17 protein-coding genes and 1 pseudogene are annotated in these 17,879 nt (G+C 65.1%); 15 read left to right on the top strand and 3 right to left on the bottom strand.

The window, feature by feature from the left end:
* Positions 1 to 159: 159 nt before the first annotated feature.
* The 12 genes from AC1D0P_RS11205 to AC1D0P_RS11150 all read left to right on the top strand — a co-directional run bounded on the left by AC1D0P_RS11205 (position 160) and on the right by AC1D0P_RS11150 (position 12,290).
* Positions 160 to 1,164 (top strand): NAD(P)H-binding protein, encoded by a 1,005-nt coding sequence (locus AC1D0P_RS11205; RefSeq protein ID WP_477676805.1) that lies wholly within the window; start codon positions 160 to 162, stop codon positions 1,162 to 1,164.
* Positions 1,127 to 1,570, top strand: coding sequence for an acyl-CoA thioesterase (locus AC1D0P_RS11200; RefSeq protein ID WP_477676804.1), 444 nt, complete (start codon positions 1,127 to 1,129; stop codon positions 1,568 to 1,570). Before AC1D0P_RS11205 ends, AC1D0P_RS11200 begins: the two co-directional genes overlap by 38 nt.
* On the top strand, positions 1,567 to 2,313 hold the full coding sequence (locus AC1D0P_RS11195) for a nitroreductase (protein WP_477676803.1): 747 nt from the start codon (positions 1,567 to 1,569) through the stop codon (positions 2,311 to 2,313). The genes AC1D0P_RS11200 and AC1D0P_RS11195 overlap by 4 nt, the downstream gene beginning before the upstream one ends.
* Before the next feature lie 4 nt (positions 2,314 to 2,317).
* A complete protein-coding gene (locus AC1D0P_RS11190) occupies positions 2,318 to 4,198 on the top strand; it encodes an ABC transporter permease (RefSeq protein WP_477676802.1) in 1,881 nt (626 codons plus the stop codon).
* Positions 4,198 to 4,956 (top strand): ABC transporter ATP-binding protein, encoded by a 759-nt coding sequence (locus AC1D0P_RS11185; RefSeq protein ID WP_477676801.1) that lies wholly within the window; start codon positions 4,198 to 4,200, stop codon positions 4,954 to 4,956. Before AC1D0P_RS11190 ends, AC1D0P_RS11185 begins: the two co-directional genes overlap by 1 nt.
* Positions 4,949 to 5,605, top strand: a complete 657-nt coding sequence (locus tag AC1D0P_RS11180; protein WP_477676800.1) for an ABC transporter ATP-binding protein — start codon at positions 4,949 to 4,951, stop codon at positions 5,603 to 5,605. Before AC1D0P_RS11185 ends, AC1D0P_RS11180 begins: the two co-directional genes overlap by 8 nt.
* Positions 5,606 to 5,687: 82 nt before the next feature.
* Complete coding sequence (locus AC1D0P_RS11175; protein WP_477654122.1) at positions 5,688 to 6,044, top strand: FKBP-type peptidyl-prolyl cis-trans isomerase; 357 nt, start codon at positions 5,688 to 5,690, stop codon at positions 6,042 to 6,044.
* Positions 6,045 to 6,143: 99 nt separating this feature from the next.
* A complete protein-coding gene (pncB, locus tag AC1D0P_RS11170) occupies positions 6,144 to 7,340 on the top strand; it encodes a nicotinate phosphoribosyltransferase (RefSeq protein ID WP_477676799.1) in 1,197 nt (398 codons plus the stop codon).
* A 37-nt stretch (positions 7,341 to 7,377) separates the two neighbouring features.
* A complete protein-coding gene (locus AC1D0P_RS11165) occupies positions 7,378 to 8,679 on the top strand; it encodes a citrate transporter (RefSeq protein WP_477676798.1) in 1,302 nt (433 codons plus the stop codon).
* On the top strand, positions 8,676 to 9,662 hold the full coding sequence (locus AC1D0P_RS11160) for a 2-hydroxyacid dehydrogenase (protein ID WP_477676797.1): 987 nt from the start codon (positions 8,676 to 8,678) through the stop codon (positions 9,660 to 9,662). The genes AC1D0P_RS11165 and AC1D0P_RS11160 overlap by 4 nt, the downstream gene beginning before the upstream one ends.
* A 36-nt stretch (positions 9,663 to 9,698) precedes the next feature.
* Positions 9,699 to 11,054, top strand: coding sequence for a DNA recombination protein RmuC (gene rmuC, locus AC1D0P_RS11155; RefSeq protein ID WP_477676806.1), 1,356 nt, complete (start codon positions 9,699 to 9,701; stop codon positions 11,052 to 11,054).
* A gap of 24 nt (positions 11,055 to 11,078) precedes the next feature.
* Positions 11,079 to 12,290, top strand: coding sequence for an MFS transporter (locus tag AC1D0P_RS11150; RefSeq protein WP_477676796.1), 1,212 nt, complete (start codon positions 11,079 to 11,081; stop codon positions 12,288 to 12,290).
* On the opposite strand, the gene AC1D0P_RS11145 is transcribed toward AC1D0P_RS11150, so the two are convergent.
* From AC1D0P_RS11145 to earP, 3 genes and pseudogenes are all read right to left on the bottom strand, one after another.
* The gene (locus AC1D0P_RS11145) at positions 12,268 to 13,131 is read right to left on the bottom strand and encodes an LOG family protein (RefSeq protein WP_477654117.1); all 864 of its coding nucleotides are present in this window, start codon (positions 13,129 to 13,131) and stop codon (positions 12,268 to 12,270) included. The genes AC1D0P_RS11150 and AC1D0P_RS11145 overlap by 23 nt on opposite strands.
* A 108-nt stretch (positions 13,132 to 13,239) precedes the next feature.
* Positions 13,240 to 13,794, bottom strand: a complete 555-nt coding sequence (gene efp / locus AC1D0P_RS11140; protein ID WP_411883615.1) for an elongation factor P — start codon at positions 13,792 to 13,794, stop codon at positions 13,240 to 13,242.
* A 117-nt stretch (positions 13,795 to 13,911) separates the two neighbouring features.
* A pseudogene (gene earP / locus AC1D0P_RS11135) lies at positions 13,912 to 14,896 on the bottom strand (elongation factor P maturation arginine rhamnosyltransferase EarP).
* 44 nt (positions 14,897 to 14,940) lie between these two features.
* On the opposite strand from earP, the gene uvrC reads away from it, so the two are divergent.
* The 3 genes from uvrC to AC1D0P_RS11120 form a co-directional block, all read left to right on the top strand.
* A complete protein-coding gene (gene uvrC / locus AC1D0P_RS11130) occupies positions 14,941 to 16,677 on the top strand; it encodes an excinuclease ABC subunit UvrC (protein ID WP_477676795.1) in 1,737 nt (578 codons plus the stop codon).
* Between the two features lie 127 nt (positions 16,678 to 16,804).
* Positions 16,805 to 17,371, top strand: coding sequence for a CDP-diacylglycerol--glycerol-3-phosphate 3-phosphatidyltransferase (gene pgsA / locus AC1D0P_RS11125; RefSeq protein ID WP_477676794.1), 567 nt, complete (start codon positions 16,805 to 16,807; stop codon positions 17,369 to 17,371).
* Positions 17,372 to 17,441: 70 nt separating this feature from the next.
* Positions 17,442 to 17,879 (top strand): EamA family transporter (locus AC1D0P_RS11120; protein WP_477676793.1); only part of this gene is annotated, 438 nt, incomplete at its 3' end.

Here is a 17,879-nt window from a genome sequence, read left to right as displayed (position 1 = left end):
CGACGAGACTGTGCAGGTGCAGATGAACACCTACACGCTGGCCCTCGAATATTGGGCGCGCTGGAATTCCTGAGGCGCGTACGACAGGGGCATGCCCGGCATTGCTGCTACATTGCCAGGGATTCGCCTCGGCGACCCCTGGACATAGAAGAGCAAAACATGCCGCCGACCACTCCCGATATTCACGACGACTCTGAAAAACCTTCCCCGCTGCGTGTACTGGTCCTCGGCGGCACTGGCTTTATCGGACGCCATGCCGTCGCGGCGCTGCATGCCGCTGGTGCGCAGCTTGCGATAGGCAGCCGCCATCCGGAGCGCCACGAAGCCGCCTATCCCTTTGCCGCCATGCGCCTTGCGCGCTTTGAGCAGCTGCTGAACCCGGATGCCTGGGACGCCTTGCTCAAAGACGTGGACGTGGTCGTCAACTGCGTGGGCATCCTGCGCCAGCGGCCGAATGAGTCTTACGACCACGTGCACCACCGCGCACCGGCGGCGCTGGCCCTGGCCTGTGCCACGGCGGGCATTCGCTTCATCCACACCTCGGCCCTGGGTCTGCATGAAGGTGCCAAAAGCCGCTTCCTGTCGAGCAAGCTGCTCGGCGAACGTGCCATCGCAGCCTCGGGCGGCGACTACGCCATCGTGCGCCCCTCGCTGCTGGACGGCGAAGGCGGCTTTGGCGCGCGCTGGCTGCGCGGCCTGTCGCGCTCGCCCTTGCACGCCATCCCGCGCGCCGCGCGCGGCGGCATCGCGGCGATGACGGCCGCCGATCTCGGCCTGGCCTTTGCCGTCCTGGCGGCTTTGTCCTCCCTGGCCGCGCATCGCGAAGTTGAACTGGGCGGCACGCGCCGCTACGGCTACGCCGAGTACCTGCGTGCGCTGCGCGCCGACTACACCGGCACTGGCGCCTTGCAATTGCCGCTGCCCAACTGGATGGCGCGGGTGGGCTCGCATGTTTGCGACGTGCTGCATTTCTCTCCTTTCTCCTATGGGCACTGGATCCTGCTACAGCGGGACAACGTTCCCCGGCCGAACCGGCTGCCGGAATTGCTGGGGCGTGAACCTCACGCCATCGGGTCAAACATGGCCCCCGAGCCCGCCATGGCCCGCGCTGGCAAAATAGGGCCTCATGACCTCCCCGACACGACCGCAAGCCGAAGCCCGTAGCGCCTACAAAGCTTTCCGCGACATCGGCACCCGCTGGTCCGACAACGACATCTACGGCCACGTCAACAACGTCGTCTACTACAGCTGGTTCGACACCGCCGTCAACGGCCTGCTGATTGAACGCGGCGCCATCGACATTCACACCGGCGGCGTGATCGGCCTGGTGATAGAGACCCAATGCAACTACTTCGCGCCGCTGGCCTTTCCCGAGCCCGTGGTGGCCGGGATTCGTGTGGCGCATGTCGGCTCGTCCAGCGTGCGCTACGAGGTGGCCTTGTTCCCCGGCGATGAACGCCAGCTGTGCGCCGCCAAAGGCCATTTCATCCACGTCTATGTAGACCGCGCCACGCGCCGGCCGGCGCCGCTTCCGCCTGAACTGCTTTCCGTACTGGAGACCCTCCGATGACCCAGGCACCGCCCGTGCTTCCCTATATCACTCCCCGCCACGCGGGTGATGCGCGCAACGCGGTGGAAGAAGCCATCGTGAGCCGCCAGTCGATACGCCAGTTTCTGCCGAAACCGGTGCCGCGTGAAACCATCGCCCACCTGCTTGAAGTTGCGAGCCGCGCGCCGTCGGGCACCAACACCCAGCCCTGGAAGGCTTATGTGTTGCAGGGCGCCACCCGCGACACGCTGGTCGAAAAGGTCTGCCAGGCCCATGACGCGTTGCACGCCAATCCGGCCCTGGCGGCCGAGTACAAAGAGGAATACGACTACTACCCCGAACAGTGGGTCTCGCCCTATATCGACCGCCGGCGCGCAAACGGCTGGGGCCTCTATGGCCTGCTGGGCATCACCAAGGGTGACAAGGACAGGATGCATGCGCAGCACCACCGCAACTTCCAGTTTTTCGACGCGCCCGTGGGCCTGATGTTCACGCTGGACCGCGTGATGGGCCGGGGATCGCTGGTGGACTACGGCATGTTCATGCAGAACCTTATGGTGGCCGCGCGCGGCCTGGGCCTGCACACCTGCCCGCAGGCCGCCTGGAACGGCTACGCCAAAATCATCCTGCCGCACATAGGCGCGGGTGAGGACGAGATGCTGGTGTGCGGCATGGCGCTGGGCTATGCAGATGAGGCGGCGCTGGTCAATACCTTCCGTACGCCAAGAGTCCCCGCTTCCGAGTTCACCACCTGGCTGGACTGAAGGCGTGACTTTTTCCGTGGTCCAGCTGCTCGGTGGACTGTCTTACGCCACCACGCTGTTCCTGATGGCGGCAGGCCTCACGCTGATCTTCGGCGTGACGCGCATCGTCAACTTCGCGCACGGCAGTTTTTTCATGCTGGGCGCGCTGTTCACGGCGCATTGGGTCACGCACTGGTTCCCGGCCTGGGGTGAGAGCGCTCCGCTATACCTTCTTGCGATTCTGATGGGCGCGGCCTGCGCGGGGCTGGCGGGCGCCGCGGCTGAATTCCTGCTGCTCAGGCGCATGAGCGGCGCGCCCGAGCTTTACCAGCTGGTCGCCACCTTCGGCCTCACGCTGGCGATGCACGATGCGATGCAGTGGGGTTTCGGCCCCGACGAGGTGTTCGCGCCGCGCTTTCCGGGCCTCAAGGGCTCGGTGCAGATCGGCGATGAGTTCTTCCCTGTCTACCAGCTCGCGATGATCGCGCTGGGTCCGCTGGTCTGGCTGGGCCTGCACCTGCTGCTGCGCCGCTCGCGCTTCGGCCAGCGCCTGCGCGCCGCCACGCAAGATCGCTCGATGCTTGCCGCCCTCGGCATCAACCCGCGCCCGCTGATGCTGGGCGCCGTGGTACTGGGATGCGCGCTCGCGGGCCTGGCCGGGGCACTGCAGCTTCCGCGCGAGCCGGCTCATCTGCAGATGGACATGAACGTCATCGTGGAAACCTTTGTGGTGGTGGTCACCGGCGGGCTGGGCAGCATAGGCGGCGCTTTTGTGGCTGCGTTGCTGATTGGGCTGGTCCATGCCTTCGGCATCAGCGTGTTTCCGCAGGCCACGCTGGTCGTTGTGTTCCTGACCATGGCCGTGGTGCTGGTGTTCCGGCCCCAGGGGCTCAACGGCAAGGCGATCTCCGCGCAGGAGGCCGGCGGCGGCGTGCGCGAGGCGGCCCAGAAATTTCGCGGCCTGGCAACAGGCGCGGCCGGGTCTTCGGCGATCACCGCCGCCTTTGTGCTGCTGGCCGGCCTGGCATGGGCGGGCGGGCCTTACTGGCAGGCACTTGCGGCCGACGCGCTGATCCTCATGATCTTCGGCATCAGCCTGCAGTCCATGATGGCGCTGGGCGGCCTGGTCAGCTTCGGGCATGCCGCATTCTTTGCGTTGGGCGCCTATGGCGCGGCACTGTCGCACAGCCTCTGGGGCGCGTCGCTGCCGCTGGCACTGGCGGCCGGCTGCGGCGCGGCCCTGGCGGTGGCCGCGGTGTTCGGCGCGGCGGTGGTGCGCAGCAGTGGTGTTTACCTGGCCATGCTGTCACTGGCGCTCGCGCAGGTGATCTGGGCCGGCGCCACGCAGTGGGTCGACTTCACCGGCGGCGACAACGGCCTGATCGGGCTCACGCTGGTGAGCGACGAGGGCCGGCCGGTGTTTTACGCGCTGCTGGTGGCGCTGGCATTGGTGGCCGTGGCCGCGCTGCGCTTTCTGGGCCGATCCGTCATGGGGGCTGCGCTGCAGGCCCTGCGCGACGCGCCTTTGCGCGCCTCGGCCTCGGGGCTGGCGGTGGGCTGGCTCAAGTACCGAATTTTTGTGGAAAGTGCCGTGCTGGCCGGCCTGGCCGGCGGCCTGTTCGCCGCGCACAAGGGCGCGGTGTTCCCCTCGCTCGCGTCGGTCTCCACTTCGGTCGACGCCTTGCTGGTGGTCTTGCTGGGCGGCGTGCACCAGCTCTGGGGCGCGGTTGCGGGCAGCATCGTGCTGAGCTATGCCAGCGCCGAGCTGGGTCGGGAAGTGACTTACTGGCGCGGCCTGCTGGGCGTCTTCATCATGCTGATCATGGTGGCCTCGCCCTCGGGGCTGCTGGGTTTGCTCCCGCGGCTTGCCGGCATCTGGCGGCGTAAGCCTCGAAAGGTCGCCTGATGCTGCAGGTCCGGCAACTCGTCAAACACTTTGACGGCCTGCGTGCCGTGGACGGCGTGAGCTTTGAAGTGCCGGCGGGCCAGTGCGTGGCCCTGATAGGCCCCAACGGCGCCGGCAAGTCCACCACCTTTGCCTGCATCGCCGGCCAGTACCCGCTCACGGGCGGCGACATCGCCTGGAACGGCCAGGCGCTGCAGGGGCTCAGCCCGCAGGCGCGCCTGCGGCAGGGCGTGGCGCGCACCTTCCAGGTGGCCCAGGTGTTTGAAGCGCTCACGGTGCTGCAGAACGTGCAGCTCGCCGTGCAAGCGCGGCTGGGCTCGCGGGCCGTTTCCGCTTTCAGGCAACTGGATGGCCAGGCGCGCGAGCCGGCCCTGGCCTTGCTGGCGCAGATCGGGCTTGAAGCGCTGGCGGCGCAGGATGCGCTGAGCCTGCCCTACGGCGCAAAGAAGCGGCTCGAACTGGCCCTGGCGCTGGCGGCCCGGCCGCAGCTCCTGTTGCTGGACGAACCCGCCGCTGGTCTCGCCGGGCCTGAGCGCGCCGACCTGATGAAACTCGTGAAGCGGCTGGCGGGGCAGGGTATGGCGGTGCTCTATACCGAACACAATATGGACGCCGTTGCCGGTGTGGCCGACCGCGTGCTGGTGCTGATTGAAGGCCGGCTGGCCGCACAGGGCTCCTTCGAAGAAATCTCGCGCGACGCCGTGGTGCGCAGCCGCTACCTGGGCGATGCGGGCAGCGAAGGGGCGGGCCATGCTTGAGGTTGACAAGCTCAATGCTTTTTACGGTCCGGCCCAGGCGCTGTTTGGTGTGTCGCTGCAAGTGGCGCCCGGTGAACTGGTGGTGCTGCAGGGCCTCAACGGCGCCGGGAAATCCACCTTGCTCAAATCCGTGATGGGCCTGGAGGTGCGCACCGAAGGCCACATCCGCTACCGCGACCCGGCGGGTGCCCAGGGCACGGACCTGGCCCCCATTGAACGCTGGGACACCCACCGCCGCGCGCAGGCCGGCCTGGGGTATGTCGCCGAAGACCGGCGGCTCTTCACCGAACTCACGGTGCGCGAGAACCTGCGCGTCGCGGCGGGCCGCGACGTGGCGGCGCAGGAGGCCAGGGCGCTGGACCTGTTCCCCGCGCTCAAGTCCATGCTGGGACGCCGCGCCGCGCAGATGAGCGGCGGGGAGCAGCAGATGCTCGCGATTGCCCGCACCTTGATGACCGGTCCCCGCATCCTGCTGCTCGATGAACCCTGCGAGGGCATTGCCCCCGTGCTGGTGGAAGCGATTCGCGATGCGCTGCTGGCGCTGCGGCAGCAGGGCCTGGGCCTGCTGGTGGCCGAGCAGAACCAGCTACTCGCTGCCCGCGCTGACAGGCTGGTTTTGCTGGTTGCGGGTAAAGTCAGGGGTTCGTGAAGAATGACCCGTTTCTTTCCCGTTTTTGCTGTTTTCTCTCTTCTCTTTTTAACTCTCCCATTTCCTCCAAAAGGACCACCCCATGAGCAACATCACGACCACCCCCTCCGGCCTGCAGTATGAAGACACCGTGCTGGGCACCGGCGCCATCGCCAAGGCGGGCCAGAACGTCAAGGTCCACTACACCGGCTGGCTCTACAACAACGGCGTGCAAGGCGCCAAGTTCGATTCCAGCAAGGACCGCGGCCAGCCTTTTGAGTTCTCGCTGGGCGCGGGCCAGGTCATACGGGGCTGGGACGAAGGCGTGCAGGGCATGTCGGTGGGCGGCACGCGCCGCCTGATCATCCCGGCCGAGCTGGGCTACGGCGCGCGCGGCGCCGGCGGCGTGATTCCGCCGAACGCCACCTTGCTGTTTGAAGTGGATTTCCTGGGCACCTGAGTTAGCGCGAATTGAAGGCCCGCATGCATGGTTTGCGGCGGGCCTGTTCACCTGATTAACCACCAAGGCGCCTTGGCGCCGCGGCCTCAAGCGTTCTCCATGATTATTACCAGCTTGCTCGATACGGATCTGTACAAGTTCACCATGATGCAGGTGGTCTTGCACCAGTTTCCGGGTGCCGAGGTGGAGTACCGTTTCAAGTGCCGCAACGCAGGCGCACCCGGCATAGGCGACCTGGCGCCCTATGTCACCGAGATACGCGAGGAAATCCGCGGCCTGTGCAGCCTGCGGTTCCAGGATGCCGAGCTGGCCTACCTCAAGGCCATGCGTTTCATCAAAAGCGACTTCATTGATTTCCTCGGCATCTTCCGGCTCAATGAGAAGTATGTGGACGTCACGGCGCTGCCTTCGGGTGAAATCGAGGTGTCGATCAAGGGCCCCTGGCTGCACACCATCCTGTTCGAGATCCCGGTGCTCGCCATCATCAACGAGGTCTACTTTCGCAACACGCAGAAGAAGGCCGACGTCAGCGAAGGCCGCCGGCGGCTGGACACCAAGATAGGCCAGTTGCAGGCCGAGGGCCTGGGCGCGCTCAAGATCGCCGACTACGGCACGCGCCGCCGCTTCGGCAAAGCCTGGCACGAGGAAGTGCTGCGCACGCTGGTCACCCGCCTCGGCACGGGAGTGCACGGCCAGCTCGCCGGCACCAGTAACGTGCTGTTCGCGATGAAGCTGGGCCTGACGCCCCTGGGCACCATGGCGCATGAGTACCTGCAGGCCTGCCAGGCGCTGGGGCCGCGGCTGCGCGACAGCCAGGTCTTCGGGTTCGAGTCCTGGGCGAAGGAGTACCGGGGCGACCTGGGCATCGCGCTGTCCGATGTCTACGGCATGAGCGCTTTCCTGCGCGACTTTGACATGTACTTCTGCAAGCTGTTCGACGGCGCGCGCCACGACAGCGGGGACCCGTTCCAGTGGGGCGAGCGCATGCTCGCGCATTACACAAAAAATCGCGTCGACCCCAAGACCAAGACGCTGATCTTCAGCGACGGACTCACGGTGCCGCGCACCATAGAGCTCTACCAGCAGTTCAAGGGCCGCTGCCAGTTGGCTTTCGGCATAGGCACCAACCTGACCAACGACCTCGGCTACGAGCCGCTGCAGATCGTCATCAAGATGATCCGCTGCAACGGCCAGCCGGTGGCCAAGCTGTCCGACACCCCTTCCAAGAACATGTGCGACGACGAAAAATATCTGGCCTATCTGCGCCAGGTTTTTGAAATCACCTCGCCTGCATAATCGATAGCTTACTTATCTTCTATTTGAAAACCAGCGCGTGGCTATAGCAGGCGTCCCCCTTGATTTCGTATTGTTTGGCCTGACGCTGCTCGGTGTGGCGGTGTTGCACCACCACACGCTCAGGGTGGCGCTGGTGGGCCTGGCGGTGATCACGCTCTACAAGCTTGTGCTGGGCGATTTTTCCGGGGTGCCCGGCCTGGGCGGCCTGCTGCAATTGCTGGCGCACGAGTGGGTGACGCTGGCCAACCTACTGGGGCTGCTGCTGGGCTTCGCGCTGCTGTCCGACCACTTTGAAAAAAGCGGCATTCCAGCGCTGCTGCCGCGCTACCTGCCCGACGACTGGAAGGGCGGCTTTGTAATGCTGGTGCTGGTCTTCGTGCTTTCCAGCTTTCTCGACAACATCGCGGCGGCCATGATAGGCGGCACCATGGCGGCCGTGCTCTACCGCAAACGCGTCCACATCGGTTTCCTGGCCGCCATCGTGGCCGCCAGCAATGCGGGGGGCTCGGGCAGCGTGGTGGGCGACACCACCACCACCATGATGTGGATAGGCGGCGTCTCGCCGGGCCAGGTGTTCGAGTCTTATGTGGGCGCCGTGGTGGCGCTGGCCATCTTCGGCGTGATCGCCGCGCGCCAGCAGCACGCCTTTCAGCCCATCATGAAAGACGCCGTGCCGGGCGCGCAGCTGCATTGGGCGCGCCTGGGCATCGTCGCGATCATCCTGCTGTCGGCGGTGGCCGCCAATGTGTATTTCAACCTGCGCAATCCCGTGGTGCTTGAACAGCTTCCGGTGATCGGCATCGCCGTGTGGGCCGCGATCGTGCTGACCACTCCCTGGCGCCGCCCCAGTTGGAGCCTGCTGCCCGATGCCGCGCGTGGCAGCGTGTTCCTGTTGTCGCTGGTCTTGTGCGCCTCCATGATGCCGGTGCAGCACTTGCCGGCCGCCAGCTGGCAAACCGCTTTCGGCCTGGGTTTTGTGAGCGCGGTGTTCGACAACATTCCACTCACGGCGCTGGCCCTGCGCCAGGGCGGCTACGACTGGGGCTTCCTGGCCTATGCCGTCGGCTTCGGCGGCAGCATGCTGTGGTTCGGCTCCTCCGCAGGCGTGGCACTGTCCAATATGTACCCCGAGGCCAAGTCGGTCGGCGCCTGGCTCAAGGGCGGCTGGCATGTGGCGCTGGGCTACGTGATCGGRTTCTTCGTGCTGCTGGCCGTGCTGGGCTGGCATCCCGACGCACCCCGGGTGCGGCAAGCTGCGGCCACTTCACCTTCTATATCGGCTGTTGATTCTTCCGCTGAATCTGTAGCATCGTCTTCCACCAAACCTGAACCACCATGAGCAAACCCAAAATCCTCGTCGCACGCGCCGTGTTCCCCGAAGTCATCGCCCGCCTGGAGCAACATTTCGAGGTCGAATCCAACCAGGGTGACGAGACCTGGTCCAAGGCCCAGCTGACCGAGCGCCTCAAAGGCAAGGCCGGCGCCTTCACCACCGGCGGCGACAAGATTGATGCGGAAGTGCTGGCCGCCTGCCCGGGCCTGAAGATCTGCGCCAACATGGCCGTGGGCTACAACAATTTCGACATCGACGCGATGACGGCGGCCGGCGTGCTGGCCACCAATGCGCCCGACGTGCTGACCGAAACCACGGCCGACTTCGGCTTCGCGCTGCTGATGGCCACGGCCCGCCGCGTCACCGAGAGCGAACACTATCTGCGCGCCGGCAAATGGACCAAATGGAGCTACGACATGTTCGCCGGTTCCGACATCCACGGCGCCACCCTGGGCATCCTGGGCATGGGCCGCATAGGGCAGGGCATCGCCAAACGCGGCGCCCATGGCTTTGGCATGAAGGTGATTTACCACAACCGTTCGCGCCTGGATGCCGCGCTGGAGGCCGAGTGCAAGGCCAGTTATGTCGGCAAGGACGAACTGCTCAAGACGGCCGACCACCTGGTGCTGGTGCTGCCGTATTCGCCGGCCTCCCACCACAGCATTGCGGCAGCCGAGCTGGCCATGATGAAGCCGACCGCGACGCTGATCAACATTGCGCGCGGCGGCATTGTGGACGATGCCGCATTGGCCGCGGCCTTGCGTGACAAACGCATCGCGGCCGCCGGGCTGGACGTGTTTGAGGGCGAGCCCAAGGTGCATCCCGACCTGCTGACGGTGCCCAACGTGGTGTTGACGCCGCACATCGCCAGCGCCACCATCCCCACACGCCTGGCCATGGCCAGCCTGGCCGCCGACAACCTGATCGCGTTTTTCAGCGGCAAGAAGCCTCCGACCCCGCTCAACCCTGCGGTACTGGCCGGTCAATAAGCACGAAGAAGGCGGCAAGCGGACAATGAACCCATGATGGAAACCTGGCTGATGATCGCCCTGGGAGTGGCCAACCTGCTCCTGTTGGTCTGGCTGCTGCTACGCAAGCCCGCCGAACCATCGGATACCGGCCGCGTCGAGTTGCTGGCGAATATGGCGGCAGGCCACGACAAGCTGGAGCGCGAGCTGCGCCGCGAGATCGGTGACAACTCACGCAGCAGCCGCCAGGAATTGGCGACCACCTTCGCGACTTTCCAGCAAACCCTGGTGCAGCAAAGCGCGGAGGCCATCCGCACCCAGAACACGCAGATCGACGCATTCGCGCAGCAGCTGACCTTGTTGCAGAAAACGCTGTCGGACACCCTGACCACGCAGCTGCAGTCCGTCAGCGAATCAAACGCCAGGCGCATGGTTGAAGTACGCGAGACGCTGGAAAAACAACTCGCGCAATTGCAGCAGACCAACTCGGCCAAGCTTGACGAGATGCGCAAGACGGTCGACGAAAAGCTGCAGACCACGCTGGAAACACGCCTGGGCGAAAGCTTCAAGCAGGTGGCCGACCGGCTGGAGCAGGTGCACAAGGGCCTGGGCGAGATGCAGACTTTGGCGCAGGGCGTGGGCGACCTCAAGCACCTATTGACCAATGTGAAAACCCGCGGAATTTTCGGCGAAGCGCAGCTGTCGGCGCTGCTGGAGCAGGTGTTCACCGTCGACCAGTACGCGGCCCAGGTCGTCACGCGGCGCGGCGGCAAGAACCCGGTCGACTTCGCGATCAAGCTGCCGGGCCGGTCGGATTCGGGCGAACCGCTGTGGCTGCCCATAGACGCGAAATTCCCGAATGAAGACTATGAGCGCCTGCTGGACGCGCAGCAGCGCGCCGATGTGCTGGGCGCGGAAATCGCCGGCAAGGCGCTCGAGGTGCGCATCCGCAATGAGGCCAAGTCGATCGCCGAGAAATACATAGACCCGCCGTACACCACCGATTTCGCCATCCTGTTCCTGCCGACCGAAGGCTTGTATGCCGAAGTGCTGCGGCGCCCCGGCCTGATGGAGTTCCTGCAGCGCGACCACCGTGTCACGCTGGCCGGCCCGACGACGCTGCTGGCCATGCTCAACTCGCTGCAGATGGGCTTCCGCACGCTTGCGCTGGAAAAGCGCTCCAGCGAGGTGTGGCAGGTGCTGGGTGCGGTCAAGACCGAGTTCGGCAAGTTCGGCGACGTGCTGGCCAAGGTCAAATCGCAAACCGAAACCGTGCTCAACACGCTGAGCAGCGCCGAGCAGCGCAGCCGCGTCATGGGCAAGGCCTTGCGCAACGTTGAAGCCCTGCCCGAAGTCGATTCCGCCCGCCTGCTTCCATTGGACCCTCTTGACAAAGACCTGGACAATTCCTGATGCATATCGCATGAGCTCCGCCTCATGACGCGTGAACTCGCTCGCCTGATCCTGGCGCAGATCTGCCTGCATGCCTGCATGGCTGGCACGCGCATGGCGGCGCCCCTGCTGGCGCTGCGCGAAGGCTACAGCCCGGCGGCTGTGGGCGTTCTGCTCGCGCTGTTTGCCCTGACGCAGGTCTTCCTGGCGCTGCCGGCGGGCCGTTTTGCCGACCGGCACGGCTTGCGCAAGCCCATCAGCTACAGCGTGTTCGCCGCCGTGCTGGGGGCCGGGGCGGCGGTGGCCTTCCCGGTGTTCCCGGTGCTGTGCCTGGCGGCGCTTCTGACGGGCGGCGCGACCGGCGCGGCGGTGATTTCTCTGCAGCGCCACGTGGGCCGCGCGGCGGTCGGCGCGCTGGAGTTGCGCCAGGTGTTCAGCTGGCTGGCCATAGGCCCGGCGGTGTCCAATTTCATCGGCCCCTTTTCGGCTGGCCTGCTGATCGACCACGTAGGCGCCATGCCCGGCAGCACCTCAGGTTATCGCGCGGCGTTTTTGCTGATGGCCATATTGCCGATGGCCAGCTGGTTCCTGGTGCGCAAGACGCGGGAACTGCCGCCTGTGATCGCCGCCAGCGGCGGGCCGCAACCCAGGGCCTGGGATTTGCTGCGCCAGGCCACCTTCCGCCGCCTGATGCTGGTGAACTGGTTTTTATCGTCCTGCTGGGACGTCCATACCTTTGTGGTGCCGGTGCTGGGTTTTGAGCGCGGCATCAGCGCATCGGTGATTGGCACCATCCTGGGTTCCTTCGCGGTGGCGGCGGCGCTGATCCGCATGGTGATGCCGCTGGTGGCGGCGCATTTGCGCGAGTGGAAGGTGCTGGCGGTGTCCATGCTGACGACGGCGGTGCTGTTCGGCATCTACCCGCTGATGCATTCGGCGATCGGCATGGGCCTGTGCTCCATCCTGCTGGGCCTGGCGCTGGGCATGGTGCAGCCCATGGTCATGAGTATGCTGCACCAGATCACGCCGGAGGCGCGCCACGGCGAGGCGCTGGGATTGCGGCTGATGGCGATCAATGCGTCCAGCGTGGTGATGCCCATGCTGTTCGGCACGGCCGGGGCGCTGGTCGGGATCGCCGGCGTGTTCTGGACCACCGGCATGATGGTGGGCGCCGGCTCGCGCGCGGCCTGGCTGCTCAAGGACTGCATGCCGGCCCATGGCGGGCACGGCGAACTCAAAGACGGTAAAAGTCCTTGATCAGGCCCCAGGCGACCTGCGGGTCGTCCACGTACTGAAGCAGTTTGAGGTCGTTCGGCGAGATCACGCCTTCCTCCACCAGCATCTCGGTATTGAGCAGGCGCTTCCAGTAGCTGCTGCCGAAAAGAATGATGGGCACCGGCTTGGCCTTGCGCGTCTGCACCAGCGTGATGACCTCAAACAGCTCGTCCAGCGTGCCGAAGCCGCCAGGAAACACCACCAGCGCCTTGGCGCGCATCATGAAGTGCATCTTGCGCAGCGCGAAGTAGTGGAACTTGAAGGAGAGCTCGGGCGGCACGTAGGGATTGGGTGCTTCTTCCATAGGCAGCACGATGGCCAGGCCGACGCTGAGGCCGCCGGCCTCGTGCGCGCCCCGGTTGGCCGCCTGCATGATGCCGGGGCCGCCGCCGGTGCAGATGAAGAGCTTGGTTTCCGGCGGCTTGTCATCGCTGTACTGGGCCACCAGCTTGCCGAAGGCGCGGGCGCTCTCGTAGTAGTGGGCGTTGCGCGCCAGCTTCTTCGCGCGGTCTATCACCTCGGGATCGCCGCCGGCTTCGGCCTCGGCCACCATCAGGGCGGAGTCTTCTTCGCTGCGGAACCGGGCGCTGCCGAAAACCACTACGGTGTTTTCAATGCCGTGGGCCTGCTGCTCCAGGTCCGGCTTGAGCAGTTCCAGCTGAAAGCGTATGCCGCGGGTTTCACGCCGCAGCAAGAACTCCGGGTCGGCAAAGGCCAGGCGAGAGGCGTCCGCTTCGAGGGGGTTGCCCTCGCTGGCATAAGCCTGAAGTTCAGCCCAGGCGTTGGCCAGGCGGCCGACGGATAAGTCTTGTTTTTGTTCCATGCGCCATTGTCAACGATCAGGGCAGGGGTGTCTTCTCCGGGGCAAGTGAGCAGGCCCGAAAAGCAAAAAGGCCCCGTGAGGAGCCTTTTTGCGGGGTGCCGAAGCGGTTTACACGCGCTTGCGGTATTCGCCGGTGCGGGTGTCGATTTCGACCACGTCGCCCTGCGCCACGAAGATGGGCACGCCGATTTCAAAACCGGTGGCGATCTTGGCGGGCTTGAGGACCTTGCCGGAGGTATCGCCCTTGACGGCGGGTTCGGTCCAGGTGATTTCGCGCTGCACGCTGGTGGGCAGTTCGACCGAGATGGCCTTGCCGTCGTAGAACACGACTTCGAGCTCCATGCCGTCCTGCAGGTAGTTCAGCGAGTCGCCCATGTTTTCGGCTTCGACTTCGTACTGGTTGTACTCGGAGTCCATGCAGACGTACAGCGGGTCGGCGAAGTAGGAGTAGGTGCAGTCCTTCTTGTCCAGGACGATCTGGTCGATCTTGTCGTCGGCCTTGAACACGACTTCGGTGTTGAAGTTGGCGACCAGGCTTTTGAGCTTCATGCGCACGGTGGCGGAATTGCGCCCACCGCGGCTGTATTCGGTCTTGAGCACCACCATCGGGTCTTTGCCGTTCATGATGACGTTGCCAGCGCGTATTTCTTGAGCGATTTTCATAGCAGTTTCACTGAGGTAGGCCGCTAAACGCTTGCACCGGTGTGCAGGTTACGCGGCGGGTTGTGCGGGTCGCCCAGGTTGGGTCGATCTTCAGATTGATCCGCAAAGCCTATGATTTTAGCGTTTTTTTGCCACAAAGCCGAGCAATTGGGTCACCAGGTCGTCCTGGRCCGCCAGCCGGGCGCGGCCCGCCAGCGCCGTGGCCTGCCAGGCGGACAGGTCGGCAGGCAATGGCGCCGGGGCTGCCACTGGCTCTGCCTGGCTGTTCCAGGCGACATGAAAAGCGCGCAGGGAGGGCTGCGCCTGCAGCATGTGCAGAGGCCCAGAGCAGGTGGTCAAACTCCGCTTGCGACAGCAGGGGCAGGTAGGAGATCGAGAGCTGCTCGTTCTCCTCGAAGGCGAGGGCGCGCACCGCGCCGGCGGCGCGCCCGGCGGCCACGAGCAGGCGCACGGGCCGGCCCTGCAAGCCTTGTTGCGACAGTTGGGCCAGCAGGCTTTGCAGCGCCGGGGGTTCGTAGCAAAACAGGGACACCAGCGCTTCGCCGTTCCAGCCGATTCCCCGGGCTTTGAGCCAGCCGGCACGGTCAAAACGGGCCTGTCGCTCCAGCAGGCCGGGTTCACGCAGCAGCCCACCGGTATTTTCGGTGAAGCCGGGGTAAAAAAACCATTTGGTCCAGTCCGCCGCCGGGCCGTTTTGCACCGGCGACGGCAGGGCATGGGAGCGCTCGACGTAGTCCTCGGCGGACAGGTATTCGAGGTTGATCCAGACGGGTGGACGGCYGGTCTCAGCCGCCACCCGGGCACTTGCCGCCACGAATTCAGGTGCGATCTCACAGCCGAAGGCTTCGACAAGGACCTCGGGTGCCTGTTGCGCAAAGCCGGCGGCTTCCAGGTCCAGCGGCGTGCCGTCCTGCGGCCAGGGCAGCACACGTATCCCTTCGCACCCGGCCGGCGCCATCCAGCCCAGGGCCGAGGCGTCATCGACCCAGAGCCGCACTGTGTGGCCGCGCGAAGCCAGGTCGGCAGCCAGGCGCCAGCACACGCCGATGTCCCCGAAGTTGTCGATGACTTTGCAAAAAATGTCCCACTGCAGGCGATTCATGAAAGGATTGTCCACAATACGGGCAGTTGCCCCCATTTCAGCCCATGACCAAAGCCCACGAATTCGATCCCCAACTGCTCAGCGAAGTGACCGCGCTGCCCGCGTTGCCCGGCGTGTATCGCTACTTCGATGCCGAGGGCGGCGTGCTTTACGTCGGCAAGGCGCGCAACCTGAAGAAGCGGGTTTCCAACTACTTCCAGAAGAACCAYGGCGGCACGCGCATCGGCCAYATGGTGACCAARATCGCCCGCATGGAAACCACGGTGGTGCGCTCMGAAGCSGAAGCGCTGCTGCTSGAAAACAACCTGATCAAAACGCTCAACCCGAAATTCAACATCCTGYTTCGGGACGACAAGAGCTATCCCTACCTCAAGCTGACAGGCGCGCGTGCGCCCGTGGAGGGCGAGGGGCCGGCGGCCGCCGTGTTCCCGCGCATCGCCTACTACCGCGGCGCGGTCGAGAAAAAGCACCGCTACTTCGGGCCTTACCCCAGCGCCTGGGCCGTCAAAGACACCATCCTGCTGCTGCAAAAAGTGTTCCGCCTGCGCACTTGCGAAGACACGGTGTTCAACAACCGCACCCGGCCCTGCCTGCTGTACCAGATCAAGCGCTGCTCGGCACCCTGCGTGGGCCATGTGTCGCCCGAGCAATACGCGCTGGACACCGCCAACGCCGAGCGCTTCCTGCAGGGCCAGGCGCAGGACATCCTGACCGAGCTTGAAAAGAAGATGCTGGTGCATGCCGACCGGCTGGAGTTCGAGCAAGCAGCCGAACTACGCAACCAGATGTCGGCACTGTCCAAGGTGCTGCACCAGCAGTCCATGGAAATCGGCGGCGACAAGGACGTCGACATCCTGGCGGTGAAAGTGCAGGGCGGCAAGGCCTGCGTCAACCTCGCCATGGTGCGCGGCGGCCGCCATCTGGGCGACAGGGCCTACTTCCCCAGCCATGTGGAGAACGCGACGGACGTCGCGGCGCTCGATGCCGAGATCGATGCGGACACCCGGCAGGCCGCGCAGGCGGAAGCTTCCGGCGAAGGCGCCGCGCCCGCGCCGCCTTCGCTGGCCGGCAAATCGCTGGAGGCCCTGGTGCTGGAGGCCTTTATCGCCCAGCACTATATCGACGTACCGGTCCCGCCCACCCTGGTGTGCAGCGAGCCGGTGGAGACGCAGGCTTCCTGCGTGGTGTTCCAGGAGCACAAGATGGTCAACAGCGAATACCGCCGCTACAACATCGAAGGCATCACGCCCGGTGACGACTACGCCGCCATGCGCCAGGTGCTGACGCGCCGCTACACCCGCGTGGCCGAAGCCGCGCGCAATGGCGAGGCCAAGCTGCCCGACCTCGTCCTGGTCGACGGCGGCAAGGGACAGGTATCGATGGCGCGCGAAGTGTTCGAGGAACTGGGCCTGGACCTGGGGCTGATCGCCGGCGTCGAAAAAGGCGAGGGCCGCAAGGTCGGCCTGGAAGAGCTGGTGTTCGCCGACGGGCGCGACAAGGTCTATTTAGGGCGGGATTCGGCCGCGCTGATGCTGATTGCGCAGATTCGCGATGAGGCCCACCGCTTTGCCATCACCGGCATGCGGGCCAAGCGCGCCAAGGTGAGGGTAGGCGGCAGCAAGCTGGAAGACATCGCGGGCATAGGCCCCAAGCGGCGCGCGAGCTTGCTGCAGCGCTTCGGCGGCATACGCGGCATCGCCTCGGCCAGTGCGGAAGACATCGCCACGGTCGACGGCATTTCGAAGGACCTGGCTGAGGAAATCTACCGCGCCTTGCATTGAGGCGTTCTTTGGGCCGATGGTCGGCATTGGCGCGGCCCAGACGTATTTGAGCAACGGAAACCACCGTTTTGGTGCGCTTTAAGCCGGTGCCCGGCAGGCTTGGTGCAGCTCATGCCAAAATCGGGTCATGTTTCTGACCATCCCCACGCTGATGACCTGGACCCGCATTGTTGCGATTCCGCTGATCGTGGGGGTGTTCTACCTGAACCTGGCGCCCATAGAGCGCAACCTGATCGCCACCGTGATGTTCGTGGTCTTCGCCGCGACCGACTGGCTGGACGGCTTTCTGGCACGCAAGCTGAACCAGACGTCCTCCTTCGGCGCCTTCCTCGACCCGGTGGCCGATAAATTCCTGGTCTGCGCCTCCCTGCTGGTGCTGGTGCACCTGCAGCGCGCCGACGTGTTCGTGGCCCTCATCATCATCGGCCGCGAAATCGCCATCTCAGCGCTGCGCGAATGGATGGCCCTGATCGGGGCGACAAAAAGCGTGGCCGTGCACATGCTCGGCAAGGTCAAGACCACGGTGCAGATGATTGCCATCCCCTTTTTGTTGTTCGACGGCGTGCTGTTCGGCGTGATCAACACGCACGTGTGGGGCACCTGGCTGATCTGGATCTCCGCCATTCTCACGGTCTGGTCCATGATTTATTACCTGCAAAAAGCCATCCCGGAAATCCGCGCACGCGCCAAATAATTTCCACGCCTTCCTGAAGTTGCCGTCCTTGAGTTCTCCTTCTTCCTCCCCGGGTGCCTTGATCCGGGTCATGCCCGCTGTGTTCGTCGTGATCTGGAGCACCGGCTTCATCGTCGCCAAATACGGCATGCCTTACGCGCCGCCGCTGACCTTCCTGGCGATACGCTTTTTCCTGTCCATCGTCTGTTTCCTGGTCTGGATAGTCCTGGCCCGCGCCGCCTGGCCCAGGAGCCGCGCGCAATGGGGCCACCTGGCCGTGACGGGTGTGCTGATGCATGCGGCCTATCTGGGCGGTGTCTGGATCGCGGTGAAGGCCGGTATGGGTTCGGGCCTGACGGCCCTCATCGTTGGCCTTCAGCCGGTGCTCACGGCGCTGTGGGTGTCCTGGGTGTCATCAGGCGACGACCAGGCGGCAAGCAAGGTCACCGCGCGGCAATGGGCAGGCCTGGTGCTTGGCCTGGGTGGCCTGCTGCTGGTGGTGTCACGCAAATTCGGCACGGGCCACGAG

The sequence above is a fragment of the Polaromonas sp. P1_G2 genome (assembly GCF_056405515.1).
The sequence above is the reverse complement of the archived record's forward strand: the minus strand, read 5'-3'. Positions and strand labels throughout refer to the sequence as shown.

Bases quoted from the DNA above. Each gene is read 5' to 3' on its own strand.
- AC1D0P_RS11200 (WP_477676804.1), top strand. From the start codon at position 1,127: ATGACCTCCCCGACACGACCGCAAGCCGAAGCCCGTAGCGCCTACAAA.
- AC1D0P_RS11195 (WP_477676803.1), top strand. From the start codon at position 1,567: ATGACCCAGGCACCGCCCGTGCTTCCCTATATCACTCCCCGCCACGCG.
- efp (WP_411883615.1), bottom strand. From the start codon at position 13,794: ATGAAAATCGCTCAAGAAATACGCGCTGGCAACGTCATCATGAACGGC.
- pgsA (WP_477676794.1), top strand. From the start codon at position 16,805: ATGTTTCTGACCATCCCCACGCTGATGACCTGGACCCGCATTGTTGCG.
- AC1D0P_RS11185 (WP_477676801.1), top strand. From the start codon at position 4,198: ATGCTGCAGGTCCGGCAACTCGTCAAACACTTTGACGGCCTGCGTGCC.
- rmuC (WP_477676806.1), top strand. From the start codon at position 9,699: ATGGAAACCTGGCTGATGATCGCCCTGGGAGTGGCCAACCTGCTCCTG.
- pncB (WP_477676799.1), top strand. From the start codon at position 6,144: ATGATTATTACCAGCTTGCTCGATACGGATCTGTACAAGTTCACCATG.
- AC1D0P_RS11150 (WP_477676796.1), top strand. From the start codon at position 11,079: ATGACGCGTGAACTCGCTCGCCTGATCCTGGCGCAGATCTGCCTGCAT.
- AC1D0P_RS11175 (WP_477654122.1), top strand. From the start codon at position 5,688: ATGAGCAACATCACGACCACCCCCTCCGGCCTGCAGTATGAAGACACC.
- AC1D0P_RS11205 (WP_477676805.1), top strand. From the start codon at position 160: ATGCCGCCGACCACTCCCGATATTCACGACGACTCTGAAAAACCTTCC.
- AC1D0P_RS11180 (WP_477676800.1), top strand. From the start codon at position 4,949: ATGCTTGAGGTTGACAAGCTCAATGCTTTTTACGGTCCGGCCCAGGCG.
- AC1D0P_RS11160 (WP_477676797.1), top strand. From the start codon at position 8,676: ATGAGCAAACCCAAAATCCTCGTCGCACGCGCCGTGTTCCCCGAAGTC.
- AC1D0P_RS11145 (WP_477654117.1), bottom strand. From the start codon at position 13,131: ATGGAACAAAAACAAGACTTATCCGTCGGCCGCCTGGCCAACGCCTGG.